Source organism: Rhizobium sp. Leaf453 (assembly GCF_001425605.1).
Lineage (GTDB): Bacteria > Pseudomonadota > Alphaproteobacteria > Rhizobiales > Rhizobiaceae > Pararhizobium.
Genome location: NZ_LMRG01000031.1, coordinates 98,825 through 119,596 on the forward strand (window position 1 = coordinate 98,825; position 20,772 = coordinate 119,596).

Consider the following 20,772-nt stretch of genomic DNA (forward strand, 5'->3'; position numbering starts at 1 on the left):
CGGCGCTTTGTCAGCGGCCGCTTTCAAAACGCAGGTTTGAGGAGGGTCTAAACGATCAGCAGCGCGCGCAGGTCGTTTACATTGGTGCCGGTCGGACCGGGCACAAACAGGTCACCGCTGGCGTTGAATGCACTCCAGGCATCGTGCCGGGCCAGGTGATCACGCGGATCGGCCCCGGCGGCGCGCATGCGGGTAACCGTGGATCCATCGGCAAAGGCGCCGGCATTGTCCTCGGAGCCGTCGATCCCGTCGGTATCGGCAGCCAGCGCATGAATGCCTTCGACACCATCGATATCCAGCGCGAGGGACAGGAGAAACTCGCTGTTACGGCCACCCTTGCCATAGCCCTCTCCCGAGATCGTCACGGTGGTTTCGCCGCCGGAGAGGATAACAATTGGCTTGCGGAACGGTCGGTTGCGCAGCGCCGTTTCCCGAGCGATCGCCGCATGCATGCGGCCGATATCTCGCGCCTCCCCTTCGATCGCGTCGGAAAGGATCACAGCCTCGACGCCCAGCGCCCGCGCTTTTGCCGCCGCTGCATCGAGCGACACGGCTGCCGAGGCGATGACGTGATGGGTCTGGTTGTTGAAAACGGCGTGATCGGGAGGTGGAGCGGCGGCCCGTTCAGACGCCAGATGGCGCATCACCGTATCCGGCAAAGCAATGCCATAGCGGGCAACAATCGCCAATGCATCCTGCGGCCTCGAAAGGTCCGGAATGGTCGGGCCGGAGGCGACAAGCGCAGGATTATCGCCGGGAACATCCGAAACGATCAGGCTGACGACGCGGGCGGGATGCGCGGCAAAGGCCAGCCGTCCACCCTTGATACGCGAAACATGCTTGCGCACGACATTCATCGCTGAGATCGGCGCGCCGGAAGCGAGAAGCGCCCTGTTGACAGCAATCTCGTCGGCCAGCGTCAGGCCTTCCGGCGGCACAGGCAGCAGTGACGAGCCGCCACCGGAGACCAGCGCCACGACCAGATCGTCCGGGGTCAGCCCCTCGACCAGTCGTAACAGTTCCGCCGATCCGGCAAGCCCGGCCTCGTCCGGCACCGGATGCGCCGATTGCAGCACTCGGATACGCTTGCACTCTGCGGTCGGACCGTGCCGCGCAACGACGGCGCCTTCCAGAGGCCCGTCCCAGAGGCTTTCGAAGGCCGCCGCCATCTGGCTTGCCGCCTTGCCGGCGCCGATGACGAGCGTCCGTCCCTTCGGCTTTTCCGGCAGATGGGCGCGGATTGCCGCCAGGGGATCGGCAGCCTCGACGGCCGCCGCAAACAGGCTGGCGAGGAAAGCGCGGGGCTCAAGGCTCATGCGTTATCAGCCCGCAATCTCGAAATCATAGACGAAGACGCCATCGACGCCGCCTTCTGTCGCCGCGACGATCCGGCCGCCGGCCTTTTCATGGGCGGGATGGACGAGATAGGCATCGCGCGCCGCCGCATCCTTGAAGTCGATGATGAAGCCATCGGTATAGCCCTTGCCGAGCCCCTCCGGGCTGACATTCGGTCCGATTTCAACGGACAGATAGCCGGGCACGAGCGGCTGTAGAGCAGCGATATCGGCGAGGATGGACGCGCGCTCGGCGGCGGAAACATCGGCCTTGAAGCGGATGAAGACACAATGGCGGATCATGGGAACCTTCTATCGGATATCGGCGCGCGCACGCGGCCGCTGGTCGTTGCGTTCATGGGAAAAGATCGCGGCCGGCAGGGGCTGCTTTTCGCGGATGATGTCGGAGCCTTTCTCGCCCATCATGATCGTCGGACCATTGGTGTTGCAAGAGGGAACACGCGGCATGACGGATGAATCGCAGACGCGCAGGCCCTGCAGTCCATGCACCCTGAGATCGAGGCCGACGACCGCATCAGCGCCCGTACCCATCTTGCAGGTGCCAACCGGATGATGGTCTGTCTTGGCATTGGCACAACCGTAATCGAACAGTTCATCGTCGGTCATCACCTTCGGACCCGGCAGGCGCTCGGCCATGATGTACGGCTTCAGCGCATCCTGCTGAAAGATTTCGCGAGCGATCTTCAGCCCCTCCAGCGACATCTTGCGGTCATGCGGATCGCTCCAGTAATTCGGATCGATCAGTGGAGCGGCGGCCGGATCGGAGGATGACAGGCGCACCGTCCCCCTGGAGCGCGGATGCAGATAGGCTGAGTTGAGCGTCACGCCGGCATTCTTCAGCTTCTCGACACCCGCCTCGATGCCGGAGCCGAGGCCGAGATGAAACTGGATATCCGGCGAGCGCGCATTCGGGTCGGCATACCAGAAGCCGCCGGTCTCGAAGAGCGAAGAGGCGACCGGCCCGGAACGGAACAGCACATACTGCAAGCCGGCCCAGAGCGTCCGGTGAAGCTTCGCGACACCGTCATAGGTATGGTCGCCGGTGCATTCGGAAATGACGAAGAGATCGAGATGGTCCTGAAGGTTCGAGCCGACGCCCGGCAGGTCGTGCTTCACCTCGACACCGACCGAGCGCAGGTGATCGGCCGGGCCGATGCCGGACTGCTGCAGCAGTTTCGGCGAACCGATGGCGCCGGAGGAAACGAGAACTTCGCGATCGGCGCGGATGATTTCCAAACCGCCGGATGTCGCAACCTCAACGCCGACGGCGCGCGTTCCCTCCAGCACGATCCGGGTAACGCGCGCGCCGAGCCGGATGGTCAGGTTCTTGCGGTTCTTGATGGGGTTGAGATAGGCGAGCGACGCCGACGAGCGGCGGCGATTGCGCTGGGTCAGCTGGTAGAAGCCGACACCCGCCTGCTGCTTGCCATTGAAATCGTGGTTGTAGGGAATGCCGAGTTCCTGTCCGGCGCGAATATAGGCATCGCAGATCGGCAGGCCGGAAACGGGCATGGAAACGCCGAGCGGACCGCCATAGGAGTGATAATCATCGGCAAAACGCTGGTTGTCTTCCGAGCGCTTGAAGTACGGCAGGACATTGCGATAGTCCCAGCCGGTGCAACCGTCCTCGCTGGCCCAGAGATCATAATCGGCTGCATTGCCGCGTGTGTAGAGCTGCGCGTTGATCGAAGAGCCGCCGCCGATCACCTTGGCCTGCGTATAGCGCAACACCCGGTTTTTCATGTGCTTTTGCGGCACCGTTTCCCAGCCCCAGCTGGCGACGCCCTTGGTCATCTTGGCAAAACCGGCCGGCATGTGGAATAGCGGGTTCCAGTCGCTGCCGCCCGCTTCCAGAAGCAGCACCTTGACCTCTGCATCTTCCGTCAGCCGATTGGCCAGCACGCAGCCGGCAGGCCCGGCGCCGGTGATGATATAGTCATAGCTCATGTCGTCGTCCTCAAAATCCAAATATCGGGGGTAGTTTGCCCCTCATCCGCCCTGTCGGGCACCTTCTCCCCGTGAACGGGGAGAAGGACCGTGCCGCAAACTCCGTAGTCCCCTCTCCCCGTTTACGGGGAGAGGGCTAGGGTGAGGGGCAATCCAAACGAGCCACTTTCCTAAAGCCTTCCGATCGAAAGCCCGCCGTCCGCGTTGATCACGGTGCCGGTCGCAAAGCCGAAGCTGCCGCTGGCCAAGGCCGCGACCATGCTGCCGATATCGTCGGCCTCGCCCCAGCGCTTCATCGGCACCAGCCCGCCATCGATCAGCGCGTCGTATTTCGCCGAAACGCCGGCCGTCATGTCCGAGCGGATGATGCCGGGGCGCAGTTCGAAAACGGAAATCCCGGTCTCGGCCAGCCGCAGCGCCAGCCCTTGCGAAAAGGCGGCAAGTCCGGCCTTGCTGATGCAGTAATCCAGCCGCTCGGGCGAAGTCATGGCGGCCGAGACCGAGGTGATGTTGATCACCGAGCAATGGCCATTCGCGTCGTTCGCCAGCATGGCTTTCACCACGGCCTGCGTGAAGAAGACCGTGCCGCGCAGGTTGGTGGCGAGGATCGTGTCGAAATTATCAGGTTCAAGATCGAGGAAATCACCGCGCACCACCGATGCCATGCCGGCATTGTTGACGAGGCAGTCGATCGAGCCAAATTGCGAAAGAATGGCATCCACCGTCGCCTGGTGGCCTGAGAGATCAGAGAGGTCCGCCTTGAGGAAGATCGCCCTTGCCCCCAGCACCGCCAGCTCATCGAGCACGCCGCCGATCTGGTCCGGCTCGCCGATACCGGTGATGACGATATCGAAGCCAGTTTTCGCCAGGGCCTTGGCTATGCCGAGCCCGATGCCGCGGCGGCCGCCGGTGACGATGGCAACGGGACGTTTGTTCTCCGTCATGCCGCCAGTTCCTTTGAGATGATGTGATCGGCGACGCGCAGCGCCTGGGCGGCAATCGTCAAGGCCGGATTGACCGCCGCCGAAGTCGGCAGGCAACTGCCGTCGACAACATAGAGGTTGGAATGATCATAAGCCCGGCAGAGCGGATCGAGCGGAGCCGAGGCCGGATCGTTGCCCATGCGCACCGTGCCGCACTGGTGCGACGGCGTGCGCTTGTCGAACGGACGGGACAGGACGATCGGATAACCGGCCGCCTTGAAATGCGCGCGCATCTTCCTCTCCAGGCCGGAGAGTGACTCCAGATTGGAGCGCTGCCACTGCATCACGATGCCCTTGCCATCGACCATAATGCGGCTTTCGGGATTCGGCAGATCCTCCGTCATCATGTACCAGTCGATGGCGTGGCCAGCCATGAAATCCAGGGCGAAGCGCGGTGCGTACCATGGCGCATTGGCCTGCAGGATATCTCCGTTGATCTTGCCGAGCAGCTGGACATTGCCGAGCGGCAGGTTATCCCGGCCGCCGGTCAGGTAATAGTCGTTCAGCATCAGCGTCTTCTGGTAGACACTGTCATTGCGCCGGAACGGGTTGATCGCCAGCATGGCGCTGGAATTGTGGTTCATGAAGTTGCGGCCGACCTGATCGGAGCGGTTGGCAAGCCCTTTGCCGTCGCCGGAGCGTAGCAGGATCGCCGCCGAATTGATCGCGCCAGCCGAAAGGATCACCAGCTTCGGCGACAATTTTTTCCGCTCGCCTCTGTGGTTGTAATGGATGGCCTCGATCCGGCCGCCCAGGCCTGCCTCCAGCGTCTCGACATGAGCGGAGGTTATCAGCTCAATGTTGGGATCCTTCAGCGCTGCAGCGAGCGGCGCGCTCTCGGCATCCATCTTGCCCTTGCCGGTGTTGGGAAAGCCATCCCACGGCGTGCGCCCGCCCGCCAGCCATGCCTCGATATCGACACCGAGCGGCAAGGTCGCCGGATGCAGCCCCTGTGCTTTCAGTTCCGCGCGAGCGCGGGCGATGTCCGGCTCGTCCGGTACAGGGCCAAAGGAATAGGGTGTCGAATGGGCCGGCTCGGTCGGATCTTGCCCCAACTCCCCGCGCACTTGGAACAATTGCTCCGCCTTACCGTACCATGGATCCAGTTCCTCGTAAGGAAAGGGCCAGGCAGGCGAGACACCACCGAGATGCTGCATCTCGGCAAAATCCTCGGCGCGATAACGCAGCAACACGGCACCGAAGAGCTTGGAATTGCCACCGATGAAGTAGAAATTGCCCGGATTGAACGCCGTGCCATCCGGTTCGCGCCACATCTCCTTCGGGCGGAAATGACCATCGACAAAAATGGACTTGTAACTGCGGGTTTCCGGCGTGTCCGGAAGACGTTCGCCGCGCTCGAGCATTACGATGCGAGCGCCCGAGCCGGCAAGCCCGGCGGCGATGGTCGCCCCGCCGATGCCGGAGCCAATGATGACGATATCGGGCTGCTGTGCCATGACGTAAACTCAGCCGATACGCTGCTGGCTTTGCGGATCGAAATAGACCGCCTTGTCCAGGTTGAAAGCAAGCCGGGTGTTCTGGCCGGGCGCGATGCGGGCATCGGCGCGCAGGCGGGCGACGACTTCCTTGCCGCCAAGCTTGGTAACGGCGAAGGTGTCCGAACCGGCCGGCTCCACAACTTCGATCAGGCAATCGCCTTCGAAGAGCGAGCGGGCATTGCGATCGGCGCCATCCGGGTCGGTCAGCGCTTCCGGGCGAATGCCGAAGACCACCTGCTTGCCGGCATAAGCGGCGAGACCACCGATCTGCGCAGCCGGGACACGCAACGGTTCGGCATCGGGACGGACCAGCGAAACGCTGAGATCGTTACCGCTCCCCTCGACCGTTGCAGTCAACAGGTTCATCGCCGGCGAGCCCATGAAGTCAGCGACGAACAGGTTGGCCGGATTGTTGTAGATTTCCGCCGGGCTGCCGAACTGCTGCAGGACACCGTCCTTCAGCACGGCAATCTTGGTCGCCAGTGTCATCGCCTCGATCTGGTCATGCGTGACGTAGACAATCGTCGTCTTCATGCGCTGGTGCAGGCGTTTGATCTCTGTGCGCATGTCGACACGCAGCTTCGCATCAAGGTTGGAGAGCGGCTCATCGAACAGGAAGACCTGCGGATTGCGCACCAACGCGCGGCCCATGGCGACGCGTTGGCGCTGGCCGCCGGACAATTGGCTCGGCTTGCGCTCCAGCAGATGACCGATCTGCAGCATGTCGGCAACCTGCTTGATCGCCTTGTCGCGCTCGTCCTTTGGCACGCCGCGGATTTCCATGCCGAAGGCGATGTTGCCGGCAACCGTCATGTTCGGATAAAGCGCATAGGACTGGAAGACCATGGCGATATCGCGCTTGGACGGGTGCAGACCAGCGACCGACTTGCCGTTGATGGCGATCTCGCCCGAGGTGATCGGCTCAAGACCGGCAATCGTGTTCAAAAGCGTGGACTTGCCGCAACCGGACGGGCCGACCAGCACGAGGAAGCCGCCCTCGTCGATTTCGAGGTTGATATCTTTCAGGATTTCCAGCGCGCCGTAGGACTTGCGAAGGTTGGTGATTTTCAGAAAGGACATGGCTTTAACCCTTCACGGCGCCGGACATCAGACCACGGACGAAGTAGCGGCCCGAAACGATGTAGACGACAAGTGTTGGCAGGGCGGCGAGGATCGCGCCTGCGAAATGGACGTTGTATTCCTTCACCCCAGTCGAGGAAGAAACGAGATTGTTGAGCGCCACCGTCATCGGCGTCGAATTGGCGCCAGAGAACGAAGCGCCGAACAGGAAGTCGTTCCAGATGTTGGTGAACTGCCAGATGACGGATACCACGATGATCGGGCCCGACGACGGCAGCAGGATGCGCCGGAAAATCTGGAAGAAGCTGGCGCCATCGATCTGCGCCGCCCGCACCAGTTCCGTCGGAAAGGCTTCATAGTAGTTGCGGAAATAGAGCGTCGTGAAGCCGAGGCCGTAGACGATGTGCACGAAGACGAGACCGGCGGTCGTGCCGGCCAGACCGAAAAGACCGAGCATGCGGGCCATCGGGATCAGCACGATCTGGAACGGAATGAAGCAGGACAGAAGCAACATACCGAAGAATACGCCGGAGCCCGGGAACCGCCACTTGGTCAGCACATACCCATTGAGAGCGCCGACGATGGTGGAGATCGCCACAGCCGGGACCACCATCAGGATCGAATTGATGAAGAAGGGGCGCAAGCCTGTCGGCTGCACGCCGATCTGCGCCGTCGACCAGGCGGACCGCCACGGATCGAGCGTCCAGGTCATCGGCAGGTTCAGCATGCCGCCCTGGCGGATTTCGTCCAGCGGCTTGAAGGAATTGACCAGCATCACGTAGAGCGGCAGCAGCGAATAGGCCGCAAACAGGATGAGCACGGAATAGATCAGCGCGCGCGTCAGGCGGCCGCTGGAGATGGCATTGTCGGGGCTCTGAATGCTCATCAGCGCTTCTCCCCTTTGATTTCGGAATAGAGGTAGGGGATGATGATCGAGAAGATCATCACCAGCATGATGATGGCCGACGAGGCGCCGATACCCATCGAATTGCGGGTGAACGTGTAGGAATACATGAACGTCGCCGGCAGTTCGGTCGCCTGCCCTGGACCACCGCCGGTGAGAGCGATGACAAGGTCGTAGGCCTTGATGGCGAGGTGGGCGAGCACGACGAAGGCCGATAGGAATACGGGCCGCATCAGCGGAATGATGATCCGCCGGTAGATCGTCGTGGTCGAAGCGCCATCGATCTGGGCGGCCTTGATGATCTCGTTGTCGACACCGCGCAGACCGGCGAGAAACATGGCCATGACGAAGCCGGTGGATTGCCAGACAGCGGCAATAACGACGCAATAGATCGCGTAGTTGCGGTCCTTGATCCAGTTGAAGGTGAAGCTTTCCCAGCCCCAGAGATGCATGGTGTTTTCAAGCCCGATGCCGGGATCGAGGAACCACTTCCAGGCCGTGCCGGTGACGATGAAGGACAGCGCCATCGGATAGAGGTAGATCGGCCGCAGCAGACCCTCCATGCGGATCTTCTGGTCGAGCAGGATCGCAAGCGCCAGCCCCATCACCGAGCAGATGGCAATGTAAAGGGTCGCGAAGATCGCCAGGTTAGAGATCGCCCGCCACCAATGCGGCAGAGCCCAGAGTTTGGAATAATTGCTGAGGCCCACGAAATTGTAGGAGGGCAGCATCTTGCTGTCCGTGACCGACAGATAGCCGGTATAGGCGATAAAGCCATAGACGAAGACGAGGACAATGAGGAAGCTGGGAGCGAGCACCAGTTTTGGCACAATATCCTGCAGCCGGCTGCGGCTATCCATGGCGAATACCACCGTTTCAAAGACAAATGTCTGTAAGGAATGATGTCCGGAGTGCCTAAGCACTCCGGACAGGTACAACGATTTTACTGAGCGGCAGCGACGGCGGCCGGCAGTTCCTTGACGGCTTCTTCAGCGGTGAGTTCACCGTTGAATTCGCGCGTCACGACGTCGTAGATGGCGTTCTTGACGGCAGCTGGGTTGGCATGGCCATGGGCCATGGAACCGAACAGCTTGCCGTTCTTGTCGGCGTCGGCGAGGTCGGCAATGGCCTTCTTGCCGCAAGCGTCAAACGCATCGTTCGGAACGTCGGTACGGGCCGGAGCCGAACCCTTGACCACGTTGAAGGCCGACTGGAAGGTCGGGCTTTCGATCGCGGCAGCCATCTGCATCTGCGCCGGCACCTTGTCGTCGGCAACCTTGAACATCGCGAACTGGTCGGAGTTGAAGGTGACCGAGCCCTGGGTTTCCGGATAGCGCATGCAGACGAAGTCGGTGCCCGGCACCTTCTTGGCCTTCACGAATTCGCCCTTCGCCCAATCGCCCATGAACTGGACGCCGGCCTTGCCTTCGATGACCATGGCCGATGCCAGGTTCCAGTCACGACCCGAGAAGTTGTCGTCGACATAGGAACGCAGCTTGGTCATGCGCTCGAAAGCGGTCTTCATCTTGTCGCCACCCAGCGCAGCCGGGTCGAGATCGATGAAGGCGGACTTGTAGAAATCGGTGCCGAGCGAGAGGACAACCGCGTCGAAGATGGTCGCATCCTGCCAGGGCTGGCCACCATGCGCGATCGGCGTGATGCCCTGAGCCTTGAAGTTGTCGAGAAGCGCGACCAGTTCATCCCAGTTCTGCGGCTCCTTGCCGCCGGCCTTGTCGAGGGCTGCCTTGTTGATCCACATCCAGTTGGTGGAGTGGACGTTGACCGGAGCAGCGATCCAGTGGCCGTCATACTTGGAGAACTGCTGCAGGGCCGCCGGGATGACCTTGTCCCAGCCTTCCTTGGTGGCGATCTCGTCGAGATTGCCGAGTGCGCCTTCCTTGGCCCAGTCGAGAATGTCGAAGCCGAGCATCTGCACTGCCGTCGGGGCGTTGCCGGCCGTGACGCGTGCACGCAGCACTGTCATGGCTTCCGTACCGCCACCACCGGCAACCGGCATGTCGGTCCAGGAAATGCTCTTGCCTTCCAGGTCCTTTTTCAGGACGTCCAGAGCGGCCGCTTCACCACCCGAAGTCCACCAATGCAGAACTTCGACACTTTCGGCAGCATGAACGGCAGTGCCGCCCACGACCACGCCGCCCGTCATCATCAATGCTGCAATTGCTGTCGTCGTCATAAACTTGCGCATCGTAATCCTCCCGTTTGCAAGTCTGAAAAGCGGGAAACTCCTCCCCGCCGTTGAATGCCATCCCGTCCCAAAACGGGGAAGCAATTGGTCTGCGGTCTCCACCGCTGACACATTTAAAACGTTATAAACCGTATCAAGTCAAGCGCTGCAAACCATCTCCCGGTCAATAGCCTTAACATGCTGAATTTAGACATTTATAAGCTAAATCATCGATTCCGCATCGCAGCAAACGACGCCGAAATAGTATGATTTAAAACGTTTTCACAAACGCGTTGCGCCTGCGTTCGTCTAACGTTACAAAGACCCTCTGCCGTCACCCCAAGGGAGTATGTCATTGACCTATGCTCCCAGTTCCTCGACAAGGGGCGCCATGTTGAAAAGCGAAAAGCCGACCCTGCGAACGATCGCCGACCTGACGGGTTTTGCCGTCACCACGGTGTCGCGCGCATTGAGCAATGCGCCGCAGATTTCGGCCGATACGCGCAGGCGCGTCCATGAAGTGGCGGCCGAGATCGGCTACCTGCCGGACCGCGCCGCCCAGCGCCTGAAGACCGGCCGGACCAACGTCATTTGCGTGTTGCTCGATCCGCACGAGGAAATCCTCGGCTATGGCATTTCGCTGATGCACGGCCTGGCCGAGGCGCTGCAAGACACCGCCTACCACCTGATCGTCATGCCGAACTTCATCAACGGCGCCAATATCGACGCCGTTCGCCATGTGGTTCGCAACGGTATGGCCGACGGTCTGCTCTTCTCGCGCACCGAACCCTTCGATCCGCGCGTTCGCCTGCTGCTCGAAAACGGCTTTCCCTTCGTCACCCACGGCCGAACCGAATTCACCACGCCGCACGCTTATGTCGATTACGACAATTTCTCGTTCGCCTACGAGGCGACCAAGCGGCTGATCTCCCGTGGCCGGCGCAAGCCGATGATCATTCTGCCACCCAAGCGTATGACCTTTTCCCAACACCTGCTGCACGGCTTCATGACCGCCGTGCGCGAGGCAGGCGTCGCCTACGAGATCCCCGAAGAGATCGACCTCGACTGTCCCGTCGAACAGATCCGCGACTATATGAGCCGGCGTGCTGGTGAGCCCGACGCCCCCGACGGGTTCGCCTGCGGCGGCGAGGTCTCGGCACTTGCCACCATTACCGGCATGAGCGACCACGGCCTGACGCTCGGCCTCGAATACGACATCGTCGCGAAGCGGACGTCGCAGTTGCTCAGCCAGATCCAGCCGAAGGTCGAGACGATCTACGAAGACCTGACCGACACCGGCAAACAGATGGGTCGTGTCCTTTTGGCCCGCATCGCGGGTGATGAGACGACGGACATGCAGGTTCTGTTGAAGCCGCAGATCGGGTTTGGTGGGTTTTGATCGACTCTTAGCGCCTCGGCGCGCTCCCTCTTCTCCCCGCCGGGGAGAAGGTGGCCCGAAGGGCCGGATGAGGGGGGCCGAAGGCCGCCCTTCCCTGGCTCCGGCTTCGCCTACGCCCCCCTCATCGCCTCGCATGCGCTCGGCACTTCTCCCCGCTGGGGACAAGAGGGAGCACACCGCCCCGCCTGGACACGAGGTCATGCCAAAACTCTGTTCTACTCGCAGCATTCCATGACCTCCTTTCTAATTGATCCGCCCCGAAAATCTCAGCGTGGCATCCACCAGCCGGTGCGGCCGCCGATATGCATGTTCAGCGTCTTGGTCTCGGTGTAGTCCTCCACCGCATGGCGGCCGAGTTCGCGGCCGAGGCCGGACTGGCGGTAGCCGCCGAAGGGCAGTTCGGAGGCGCCGTCCATGAAGGTGTTCATCCAGATCGTGCCCGCCCGCACCTTGCGGCCGATGGTCAGGCAGGTATCGAAATCGCGGCTCCAGACGCCGGCGGAGAGGCCGTAATCGATGGAGTTAGCGATGCGGATCGCCTCGTCCGTCGTCTCGAACGTCAGGACCGACAGGACCGGGCCGAAAACCTCTTCGCGGGCAACCGCCATGTCCGGCGTCACGGCCGACAGGATGGTCGGTGACATGAACTGGCCGGAACCGAGATCGAGCGCCGAGCCGCCATGCGATACCGTCGCACCGTTGCCGGAAGCGGCGGAGACATAACCGACGATCTTTTCCAGATGCTGCGGCGTGATGATAGCGCCAACCTGCGTCGACGGATCGAGGGGATCACCGACCTTGACCTTCGCAGAAAGCTCGGCGACCCGACGAACGACGTCATCGACAATATCGCGATGAACGATCAGCCGTGAGCCGGCATTGCAGCATTCGCCGGCATTGAAGTATGCGCCGAAAACGGCGGCATCGATGAAATCGTCAAGATTGGCGTCGGGGAAGACGATCTGCGGGTTCTTGCCGCCCAGTTCCAGCGATACCTTCTTCAGGGTCTGCGCCGCATTGGTCATGGTCAGCTTGCCGGCACCGGTCGAGCCGGTGAAGGACACCATGTCGACATCCGGATGCGAGGTCATGAGCGCGCCGACATCCGGGCCGGTGCCGGTGATGATGTTGACCACACCGGCGGGAACACCGGCGGCTTCGAGAATTTCGCCGAGAACCAGTGTCGAGCCGGAGGTGAGTTCGGATGGCTTGACTACCGTCGTGCAGCCGGCGGCGAGCGCAAACGGCAGTTTCTGGCTGACAATGAGGAACGGAAAATTCCACGGCGTGATGATGGAAACGACACCGATGGCTTCGCGCAGCACGACGCCGAGCGTGCCGTCACCGAGTGTATTGTAGCTTTCGCCATGCAAATCGCGGGCAAGAGCCGCCGCATAACGCCAGATGTCGGCGGCGCCGCCGAGCTCGGCCTTCGCCTGGCTGATCGGCTTGCCGCTTTCGATGCAGTCGAGATAGGCGAGTTCATCCGCACGCGCAGCGATCATGTCGGCAGCCTTGAGCAGGACCAGCGATCGTTCCGATGCCGTCATGCGCGGCCAGGCACCGTCGTCGAATGCCTTGCGGGCGGCCGCGATGGCGCGCTCGGCATCCGCCTTTTTCGCCGCCGGATAGCGGCTGACCGTGACGCCATGGCCGGGGGCCATGCGCTCCAGCGTCTTGCCCTCGGCGGCATCGGTCCACTTGCCATCAATCAGCATCTTGAAATCGCGCACGAGGATATTGCCGAGCGACTTCGGCTTCACCAGAACCGTCATTACCATTCTCCCTTGAATTCCGCGGGGCGCTTGCCGGAAAAGGCCGCGACACCCTCTTTCATGTCGCCGGTCTTGGCAGCCAGGATCGATCCCAGCGCCTCGACGGCCGTGCCATTGTCTTCACCATTCGCCGAAGCGATCATCAGCTTGCAGATTTCGACTGCGGCCGGTCCGCGCTTGACGATACGGCCTGCATAATCCTTCGCCGCTGCCAGAACCGTCCCGGTCTCGACAACCGCGTCCACCAACCCGTTCGCGCGCGCTTCCTCAGCCGTAAACATCTCGCCGCCCAACACCATGCGGCGGACGATCTGCGCACCGAACCGCCTGACCAGACGCTGCGTGCCGGACCAGCCCGGCACCATGCCAAGGCTCGTTTCCGGCAGGCCGATCTTGATCTGCTGCTCGGCAATGCGGATATCCGCCGCCGCCGCCAGTTCCATGCCGCCGCCCAGCGCATGACCGTTCATGGCCGCGATCACCGGCATGCGCAGGGTCGCCAGCCGCTCGAACACGCGATGGCCGAAGCGCACCCAATCATGACCGAATTCTTCCGGAAGCATCGCGCCCCAGGCCTTTATATCGCCACCGGCGCAAAAGGCCTTACCCTCGCCCGTCAGGATGACAGCGCGGATGTTCCGGTCCGCCTCGATCGTGTCGCACGCGGAGGCCAGCGCCTTCAGCATGTCGATGTCGAAGGCATTCAGCTTTTCAGGCCGTGCGATCGTGAGGATGGCAACAGAATCCTGGATATCGATGCGAATCCGGGCGTCAGACATGCGCGCCTCCCGGCAGGCTGCGCGCCGGCTTTTGCGGCAGGGTCAGACCGATCGGCGCTTCGTGGAACAGCGCTGCATCCATGATCTTCAGGTCGTCCGAAACGATCAGCGGGAATTCCGACTGGTCGAGAATATGCGTCTGCAGATCGACGCCCGGCGCGATCTCCGTCAGAACGATGCCGGCGGGCGTCAGCTTCATGACGCAGCGCTCGGTGACATAGGTGATGTCCTGTCCCTGCTCGACAGCGCGGCGGCCGGAGAAGGTGACATGCTCGACCTCGTTGACCAGCTTCTTAAGCTTGCCTTCCTTCTCGATCACCAGCTTACTGTCGGCCATCAAGAGTCTGGCACCGGCATTGAACATGCCCGAGAAGACGATCTTCTTTGCCCGTGCGGTGATGTCGACAAAGCCGCCCGCCCCTGCTGTCACATGTGGTCGGAAAGAGAGTTTCGAGACGTTGACCGAGCCGGATTTATCGATCTCGAGGAAGGACAAGAGCGAGGCATCGAAACCCGCACCCTGGAAATAGGTGAACTGATAGGGCGACGGCATGAAGGCGTCTGCATTCGAGGCGCAACCGAAGGCGAAATCGAGCAGCGGCACGCCGCCGACAGCCCCCTGCTCGATGACCCAGGTCACCGAACCATGCAGTCCTTCTTCCAGCAGGATGCGCGGCACATTGGCCGAGATGCCGAAGCCGAGATTGACGCAAGAGCCACCCTCAAGCTCCTGCGCGACGCGGCGAGCGATGACCTTCTGGATGTTGAATTCCGGCACGCGGAAGCTGTCGAGCGGCCGGAAGATTTCGCCTGATATGGCCGGATCGTAATCCGTCAGCGTCGTCTGCTTCTGGTCGGGATCGACGATGACGTAATCGACCAGCATGCCGGGCACGCGCACATCATGGGGTTTGAGCGAACCGGACTTGGTGATGCGCTTGACCTGCGCGATGACGATGCCACCATTGTTGCGGGCAGCGAGCGCCTGATCGAGACCGCCGAGATAGGCGCCCTCGTGCTCATAGGTGAGGTTGCCACGCTCATCGGCCGTCGTTGCCCGGATGATCGCCACCTGCGGCACGATCGCCTTGAAATAAAGCCAGTCCTCGCCTTCGAACTCCATTTTCTTGACGACCGGCTCGGCGGCAGCCGCCGCATTCATGGCGCAGCCTTGGCGGGACGGATCGACGAATGTATCGAGACCGATCTTGGTCAACACACCCGGCCGCTTGGCTGCGGCTTCGCGATGCATGTCGAACAGCACACCGGACGGGATGTTGTAGGCGGCGACCTCGTTGCTGCCGATCATCTGCCAGATCAACGGCGGCTCGGACGTGGACGGACCGGAGGGATAGGAACCGCCGATGATCTTCTTCAGGAGGCCTTTTTTCGCAATGTAATCGACACCCTTGATGCCGCTCATGTCACCGGCGGCGATCGGATGCAGGGTCGTCAGGTGACGCGGATGGCCAACGGCATCGAACCGCTCGCCGATCGCCTTCAGCATCAGGTCCGGGCAGCCGAGACCGCTCGACGACGACACGGATACGGTCGCTCCATCCGGGATCAGGGCGGCGGCTTCGGCCGGGGTGATATGCTTGCTCATGGAAATGCTCTCAAAATCCCGGTTCGATCGTGACCGTTCCGCCCGCCTGCGCTGCTTTCGCGACGGCAAGACCGGTCGCCAGCGACCAGATGCCATCCTCCCCGGTGCAGAGCGGCTTGCCCTTGCCGGCAATCGCGGCGTCGAAGGCGATCAGGGTGTTTTCATAGAGATTGCGATGGTCAATCGGCAGTTCAGTTTCGCCGTCCGCATTGCGCAGCGTGACGGTACCGCCCGGCTTCTGGATCATGCAGTTTCGGCCGAAGAGCGAACCTTCCGAACCATGCACTTCGAAGCTGGTCACCGCATATTTGGTGGTGAAGCCATCATGGAACTGGGCGATCAACCCAGACTTGAAGCGCAGCGCGCCCATGGTCGCATCTTCAAGCCCGGCCTGCGCCATGCCGCCATATTGGCCGAACGCGATCGCCTCGATCGGATCGTCGCCAAGTACGAAGCGCAGTGTATCCGTGTCGTGCACGGTGATATCGAGAATGACGCCGCCGCCCGCTTCCGGCTTCTCCAGCCGCCAGCCCTGCAGATGCACCGGCAGGTAACCGGCATGGCAGACGCGGGCGGCAAGTGGCTTGCCGATCTTGCCGGCGGCAATGGCGTCGCGCATCGCCCGGTGGGTTTCAGCACCCCGCAGATGATGGTTGGTCGCCATGACGACGCCGGCATCCTTCGCCGCGTTGACCATGGCATGCGCATCCTCCAGCGACATGGCCAGCGGCTTTTCGCAGAGAATGTGCTTTCCGGCCCTGGCTGCGGCGAGAACCTGATCGCGATGCAGTTCGTTGGTCGTTGAGATGTAGACGGCATCGACATCGGGATCGCCGACCAGTTCGGCAACGGTGGTTACCGATTTCGGAATGCCGTGGTCCGCCGCATATTTCGCACCGCGCTCGGCGCTCGTGCTCATCACCGAAACGATTTCGCCGCCGACGGCACGGATCGCATCGATCACCCATTCATGGGCAATCGTGCTCGCCCCGATCAAACCCCAACGCGTCATAGCAAAGACAACCTTTCTCTCTTGTCCGTCGCGGAACCACAGCTCTGGCGCACGACGAGCCGCACCGAACCGACGATCGCTTCCGCATCGGCCTTTCCGGCATTGATCTGTTTCAGAAGAAGTTGCGCCGCCCGGCGCCCCATGCCCTGCGGATCGACGGAAACCGTCGTCAGCGCCGGCACCGCCGTCTGCGCTTCAATCACATCGTCGAAGCCGATGACGGCAAAATCTTCGCCCGGATCGAGACGATGGGCACGCAGCCCGTCGCAGACGCCGAAGGCAACCGCATCGTTGAAGCAGACCGCCGCCGTCGGCCGCTCGCGCAGCATGAGCGCCCGTTCGATCGCCGCGACACCCCCGGCACGTGAGGGCGCGGAACTGACAACCAGCTCGTCATGAACGGCAAGGTCCATGTCCGCCAGCGCATCGCGATAGCCCTGCATGCGCTCGTTGAAGACGGCTGTATCGGGAAAGCCACCGAGGAAGGCGATGCGATGATGTCCGAGCCCGGCAAGATGACGCACCGCATCGCGCATGCCAGCGAAATTATCCGAGACCAGCGACGACACCTTGGCGCCGGCGACCTGGCGCACGACATTGACCACAGGAATGCCGCTTGCCACCAGTGGCTTCAGGTCGGCCGCATCCGTGCCGCGCGCCGGCGACAGGATCAGGCCGGAAATGCCGTGTTCGCGCATCGAGGCGATAACCTCACGCTGGCGATCGACGCTTTCGCCGCTGTTGGACAGGAACTGTACGTACCCGGCCGATTGCACGACCATATCGACCCCGACGGCCAGTTCGGCAAAGAAGCTGTTGGTCAGATCGTTGACGACAATGCCGATGATCTTCGACTTGGCATTGGACTGACGAAGATTGGCCGCACCGCGATTGTAGACATAGCCCAACTCGCGGATGACGGCGTTGACCTTGGCGCGGGTGGCCTCATTGACCAGCGGGCTCGCCTGCAGCACGAGCGACACGGTCGACTTCGACACGCCGGCGGCATGCGCGATATCGATGACTGTCACCCGTTCCTTGCCCACATCTTCCTCCCAACGAGGTCTTGTCGCCCCGCAATTGCCCTTAGATAATTGGAACGTTCCAATTTTGTCAAGCGTATTTCTTCGAAAATGATTTGCCTTGAGGGGAAGAGGCATCAAGCTGAATTTGGAAATTGGCATTTCCTCATCTATGCAACTGAATAAAATAAATAATATCATTATTCTTTCTAGATAATTGCTCCACTTTAGCCTTCACTTCATCCGATTACACGATCCTCTTGACGCGCCGCAGCATCACTCAGTCAGCAAATTATCCCTTGAAATTTGGAACGATCTAAATTATTCGGCTTGCAATATCCAAGGAGGAGCCTGCATGTCCGCCACCCTGTCGCTGCCGCTCGCCGACGGCATGCTTGAGACGTATCGCCTGTCGGGAGAACCGATCGCGCGGCCGGCATCCGTGCCGGTCTTCAACCGCATCGCCTATGCGGCCGCCCATGTTGTCTCCGATCCGCTGCGCGATCTCGAGCCCTGGGGCCGCCCCGCGATCGACTGGGACACGACCATGGCCTTCCGCCACCATCTCTGGGCACTGGGCTTCAAGATTGCCGAGGCGATGGACACATCGCAGCGCGGCATGGGGCTGGATTGGGCCGGGGCGCAGGAACTGATCCGGCGCTCGCTGGCGGACGCGCGCAGCGTTGACGGCGCCGATCTCGCCTGTGGCGCCGGGACCGATCACCTAGCGCCCGCCGACACCCGCTCGCTCGACGACGTCATCCGCGCCTACGAAACTCAGATCGGTTTCGTCGAGAAGGAAGGTGGCCGCTCGATCATGATGGCAAGCCGGGCGCTCGCCCGCATCGCGACATCGGCGGACGATTACCGCAAGGTCTATGGCCGCATCCTGTCCCAGACGAAGGACAAGGTCGTTCTTCACTGGCTAGGCGACATGTTCGATCCGCAATTGAGGAGCTATTGGGGGTCGGAGACATTCGAGACCGCGCTCGACACCGTCCTGTCGATCATTGAGGAAAACAAGGACAAGGTCGAGGGCATCAAGATTTCGCTGCTCGACAACACCTATGAAGTGGCCCTGCGCAACCGCCTGCCGGATGGCGTTCTCTGCTTCACCGGCGACGATTTCAACTATGCCGAACTGATCGAGGGCGACGGGCAGAAATACAGCCACGCTTTGCTCGGCATCTTCGACGCCGTCGCGCCGTCCGCCTCTAAGGCGCTGGCCTCACTGGCATCCGGCGATGTCGAAACCTTCCGCGCAGTGATCGAGCCGACTGTGCCTTTGTCCCGTAAGATCTTCGAGGCGCCGACCCAGTATTACAAGGCGGGCGTCGTGTTCCTCGCTTGGCTGAACGGGCATCAAAAGCATTTCACCATGCCGGCTGGCATGCAGTCGGCCCGCGGCGTGTTGCATTACGCCGACATCTTCCGCCTCGCCGACAAGGCGAATGTGCTCGACAAGCCGGATCTGGCGGTGGAGCGGATGAAGGCGTTTCTGGTGATGCAGGGGGCTTGAACAAACAAGCCCAACCCGTCGCGAATCCGGCGAAGCAAGGAAAGCCTTCGGCTGAAACTCGAAACCCGGCATCACTGCCGGGTTTCCTTGCGAACCGTAAAACCACCCTCGGACCTATCTCCGCAGGAGGCCCCCGCCATCAGATGATATAGAAATCCGCCGCGGTCAGGGCCAATCCCTTGGCAAGCTGCGCGAACTGAACAGAGCCGCCGCTGGCGTTGCCGTTCGAATCGTAGAACAGTTTGCCGGTATCCGTTTCGTAGATGATCCGGTCACTCGTATCCGCTGCAGTCCCGGCGGCATTCGCGCTGAATTGAGCAGACGTCAGCACACCTGTGCCGGTGAGCTTCGTGAAGATGGCATTTTCCAGCTTGATCGTGTCCGAGACAACACTGAAGTCGGAAATCGTATCGACATTGGTGGTGGCGCTGAGCGCCGCATTGAAAACGAAGATGTCGTTGCCGGCGCCACCGCTCAGCGCGTCCTTGCCCGTGCCGCCGGACAGGACGTCATTGCCGTCGCCGCCGGACAAGGTATCGTTTCCAGAAACGCCGGTCAGCGTGTCGTTGCCATATCCGCCCGTCAGCTTGTTGGCCTTCTCGTTGCCCGTCAGAGCATCGTTGTATTTGGTGCCGATCACATATTCGAAATTCGATATCGTGTCCCGGTATCCAAATGTGTCGTAGCCATAACCCTTCGTGAGATTGACCTTCGCACCACGATCGCCGGTCTCCCAGGAATAGCCCAGCGTATCGGCGCCGCCACGTCCGTCGAGAATGTCGTCTCCATTGGCGCCCGTGATGGTTTCGTTGTACTTCGACCCGAAAATATCATCCGAATAGCGCGACCCCACAACGATCTCGATGCTGGTCAGCGTATCCGTGCCGTAATAGCTTTCCGCCAGCCCCTTGCCGTCTCCGTTGGCGGCCAGATCGACTTCGATATTGTCACTGAACGAGCGATCGTAGAAGACGGCGTCGTGCTTGCCGGCCCCACCGGTGAAGATGTTGCTGCCGTGGCCGCCGGCAAATCCCTGGAAGACATCAGTGGCCTTCGCCTTGAAGGTGTCATTCCCCTCCGTTCCGATGATGATTTCGAAACCGGAGATGGTGTCGGTGAAGCCGAACGTATCAATGACCTTGCCGGTGCTCAGGTCCACCTTGATAGGCGCGCCGCCCGCCTCGTCGGAGTAATCCAGGATGTCGAATTCATTCGGCGTTGCCGAACTGGTCCCGCCACCATGGAGAGTGTCGGCCTGCGAATTTCCGGTGATCGTATCGGCACCCAGACCACCGTAAACAATATCCTTTCCGGTGCCGCCAACGAAGACATCATCCGCTTCACCGCCGTTGAAGCGGAACGTGATCGGTCTGAACATAGTCTCGAGATACGGAAGATAATCAATGGAATCCATGAACTCCACGACCGATAGATCGAGGCCGGATACTTTGTACCGGATGCTGCCATCAAGATCAAAAATCGTAAATCCCGTAACCCGGCCGCTTTCCGGACGATCTCCATCGTAGACGAAGTTCTTTCCGGTCACCTGAAATTTTGTGACACCATAATAATCCACGATATTGTAGGACGTGGAAATTCCCTTCTTGTAGTAGCCATCATAAGCGTCACTGACTTCCTTAAGGCTGTAAGAGCCAGAATAAATATCGATCGTAGCCATACTTTTCCCCGTGACTTGAAAATATCATA

The 20,772-nt window shown here is 61.2% G+C and carries 17 protein-coding genes; 2 read left to right on the plus strand and 15 right to left on the minus strand.

The features are described from left to right. Positions 1-47: 47 nt before the first annotated feature. From ASG68_RS29540 to ASG68_RS29580, 9 genes are all read right to left on the minus strand, one after another. Complete coding sequence (locus ASG68_RS29540) at positions 48-1,316, minus strand: glycerate kinase (protein WP_062584735.1); 1,269 nt, start codon at positions 1,314-1,316, stop codon at positions 48-50. Between the two features lie 6 nt (positions 1,317-1,322). Further along, a complete protein-coding gene (locus ASG68_RS31985; protein WP_062584737.1) occupies positions 1,323-1,637 on the minus strand; it encodes a Dabb family protein in 315 nt (104 codons plus the stop codon). 9 nt (positions 1,638-1,646) lie between these two features. Further along, positions 1,647-3,302 carry a GMC family oxidoreductase gene (locus tag ASG68_RS29550; protein WP_062584739.1) on the minus strand — a complete coding sequence of 552 codons (1,656 nt, stop codon included), beginning with the start codon at positions 3,300-3,302 and terminating at the stop codon, positions 1,647-1,649. Between the two features lie 170 nt (positions 3,303-3,472). Continuing rightward, positions 3,473-4,246 carry a 3-ketoacyl-ACP reductase gene (locus ASG68_RS29555; protein ID WP_062584741.1) on the minus strand — a complete coding sequence of 258 codons (774 nt, stop codon included), beginning with the start codon at positions 4,244-4,246 and terminating at the stop codon, positions 3,473-3,475. Further along, positions 4,243-5,742 carry a GMC oxidoreductase gene (locus tag ASG68_RS29560; protein ID WP_062584743.1) on the minus strand — a complete coding sequence of 500 codons (1,500 nt, stop codon included), beginning with the start codon at positions 5,740-5,742 and terminating at the stop codon, positions 4,243-4,245. The genes ASG68_RS29555 and ASG68_RS29560 overlap by 4 nt, the downstream gene beginning before the upstream one ends. Positions 5,743-5,751: 9 nt before the next feature. Continuing rightward, complete coding sequence (locus ASG68_RS29565; RefSeq protein WP_062584744.1) at positions 5,752-6,864, minus strand: ABC transporter ATP-binding protein; 1,113 nt, start codon at positions 6,862-6,864, stop codon at positions 5,752-5,754. Positions 6,865-6,868: 4 nt separating this feature from the next. Next, entirely contained in the window at positions 6,869-7,750 is an 882-nt protein-coding gene (locus ASG68_RS29570) for a carbohydrate ABC transporter permease (RefSeq protein ID WP_062584746.1), read from the minus strand. Beyond that, entirely contained in the window at positions 7,750-8,628 is an 879-nt protein-coding gene (locus ASG68_RS29575; RefSeq protein ID WP_062584748.1) for a carbohydrate ABC transporter permease, read from the minus strand. Before ASG68_RS29575 ends, ASG68_RS29570 begins: the two co-directional genes overlap by 1 nt. A gap of 83 nt (positions 8,629-8,711) precedes the next feature. Continuing rightward, positions 8,712-9,935 carry an ABC transporter substrate-binding protein gene (locus ASG68_RS29580; RefSeq protein ID WP_244484363.1) on the minus strand — a complete coding sequence of 408 codons (1,224 nt, stop codon included), beginning with the start codon at positions 9,933-9,935 and terminating at the stop codon, positions 8,712-8,714. Positions 9,936-10,344: 409 nt separating this feature from the next. Between ASG68_RS29580 and ASG68_RS29585 the strand changes: the two genes are divergently transcribed. Next, complete coding sequence (locus tag ASG68_RS29585) at positions 10,345-11,352, plus strand: LacI family transcriptional regulator (RefSeq protein WP_156373626.1); 1,008 nt, start codon at positions 10,345-10,347, stop codon at positions 11,350-11,352. Between the two features lie 266 nt (positions 11,353-11,618). Here the strand turns inward: ASG68_RS29585 and ASG68_RS29590 are convergent, their stop codons facing one another. From ASG68_RS29590 to ASG68_RS29610, 5 genes are read right to left on the minus strand one after another with little or no spacing between them, the layout of a single operon-like run. Then, positions 11,619-13,127, minus strand: a complete 1,509-nt coding sequence (locus ASG68_RS29590; RefSeq protein ID WP_062584754.1) for an aldehyde dehydrogenase family protein — start codon at positions 13,125-13,127, stop codon at positions 11,619-11,621. After that, positions 13,127-13,906 carry an enoyl-CoA hydratase/isomerase family protein gene (locus tag ASG68_RS29595; protein ID WP_062584756.1) on the minus strand — a complete coding sequence of 260 codons (780 nt, stop codon included), beginning with the start codon at positions 13,904-13,906 and terminating at the stop codon, positions 13,127-13,129. The genes ASG68_RS29590 and ASG68_RS29595 overlap by 1 nt, the downstream gene beginning before the upstream one ends. Further along, complete coding sequence (locus ASG68_RS29600; RefSeq protein WP_062610332.1) at positions 13,899-15,512, minus strand: acyl CoA:acetate/3-ketoacid CoA transferase; 1,614 nt, start codon at positions 15,510-15,512, stop codon at positions 13,899-13,901. Before ASG68_RS29600 ends, ASG68_RS29595 begins: the two co-directional genes overlap by 8 nt. Positions 15,513-15,522: 10 nt before the next feature. Continuing rightward, positions 15,523-16,524 (minus strand): Gfo/Idh/MocA family protein, encoded by a 1,002-nt coding sequence (locus ASG68_RS29605; protein ID WP_062584759.1) that lies wholly within the window; start codon positions 16,522-16,524, stop codon positions 15,523-15,525. After that, positions 16,521-17,570: a LacI family DNA-binding transcriptional regulator gene (locus tag ASG68_RS29610; RefSeq protein WP_062584761.1), complete on the minus strand. Its 1,050-nt coding sequence runs from the start codon at positions 17,568-17,570 to the stop codon at positions 16,521-16,523. Before ASG68_RS29610 ends, ASG68_RS29605 begins: the two co-directional genes overlap by 4 nt. 331 nt (positions 17,571-17,901) lie before the next feature. On the opposite strand from ASG68_RS29610, the gene ASG68_RS29615 reads away from it, so the two are divergent. After that, a complete protein-coding gene (locus ASG68_RS29615; protein WP_062584763.1) occupies positions 17,902-19,065 on the plus strand; it encodes a dihydrodipicolinate synthase family protein in 1,164 nt (387 codons plus the stop codon). 139 nt (positions 19,066-19,204) lie between these two features. Here the strand turns inward: ASG68_RS29615 and ASG68_RS32840 are convergent, their stop codons facing one another. Then, positions 19,205-20,743: a calcium-binding protein gene (locus ASG68_RS32840; protein ID WP_062584764.1), complete on the minus strand. Its 1,539-nt coding sequence runs from the start codon at positions 20,741-20,743 to the stop codon at positions 19,205-19,207. Positions 20,744-20,772 lie beyond the last annotated feature (29 nt).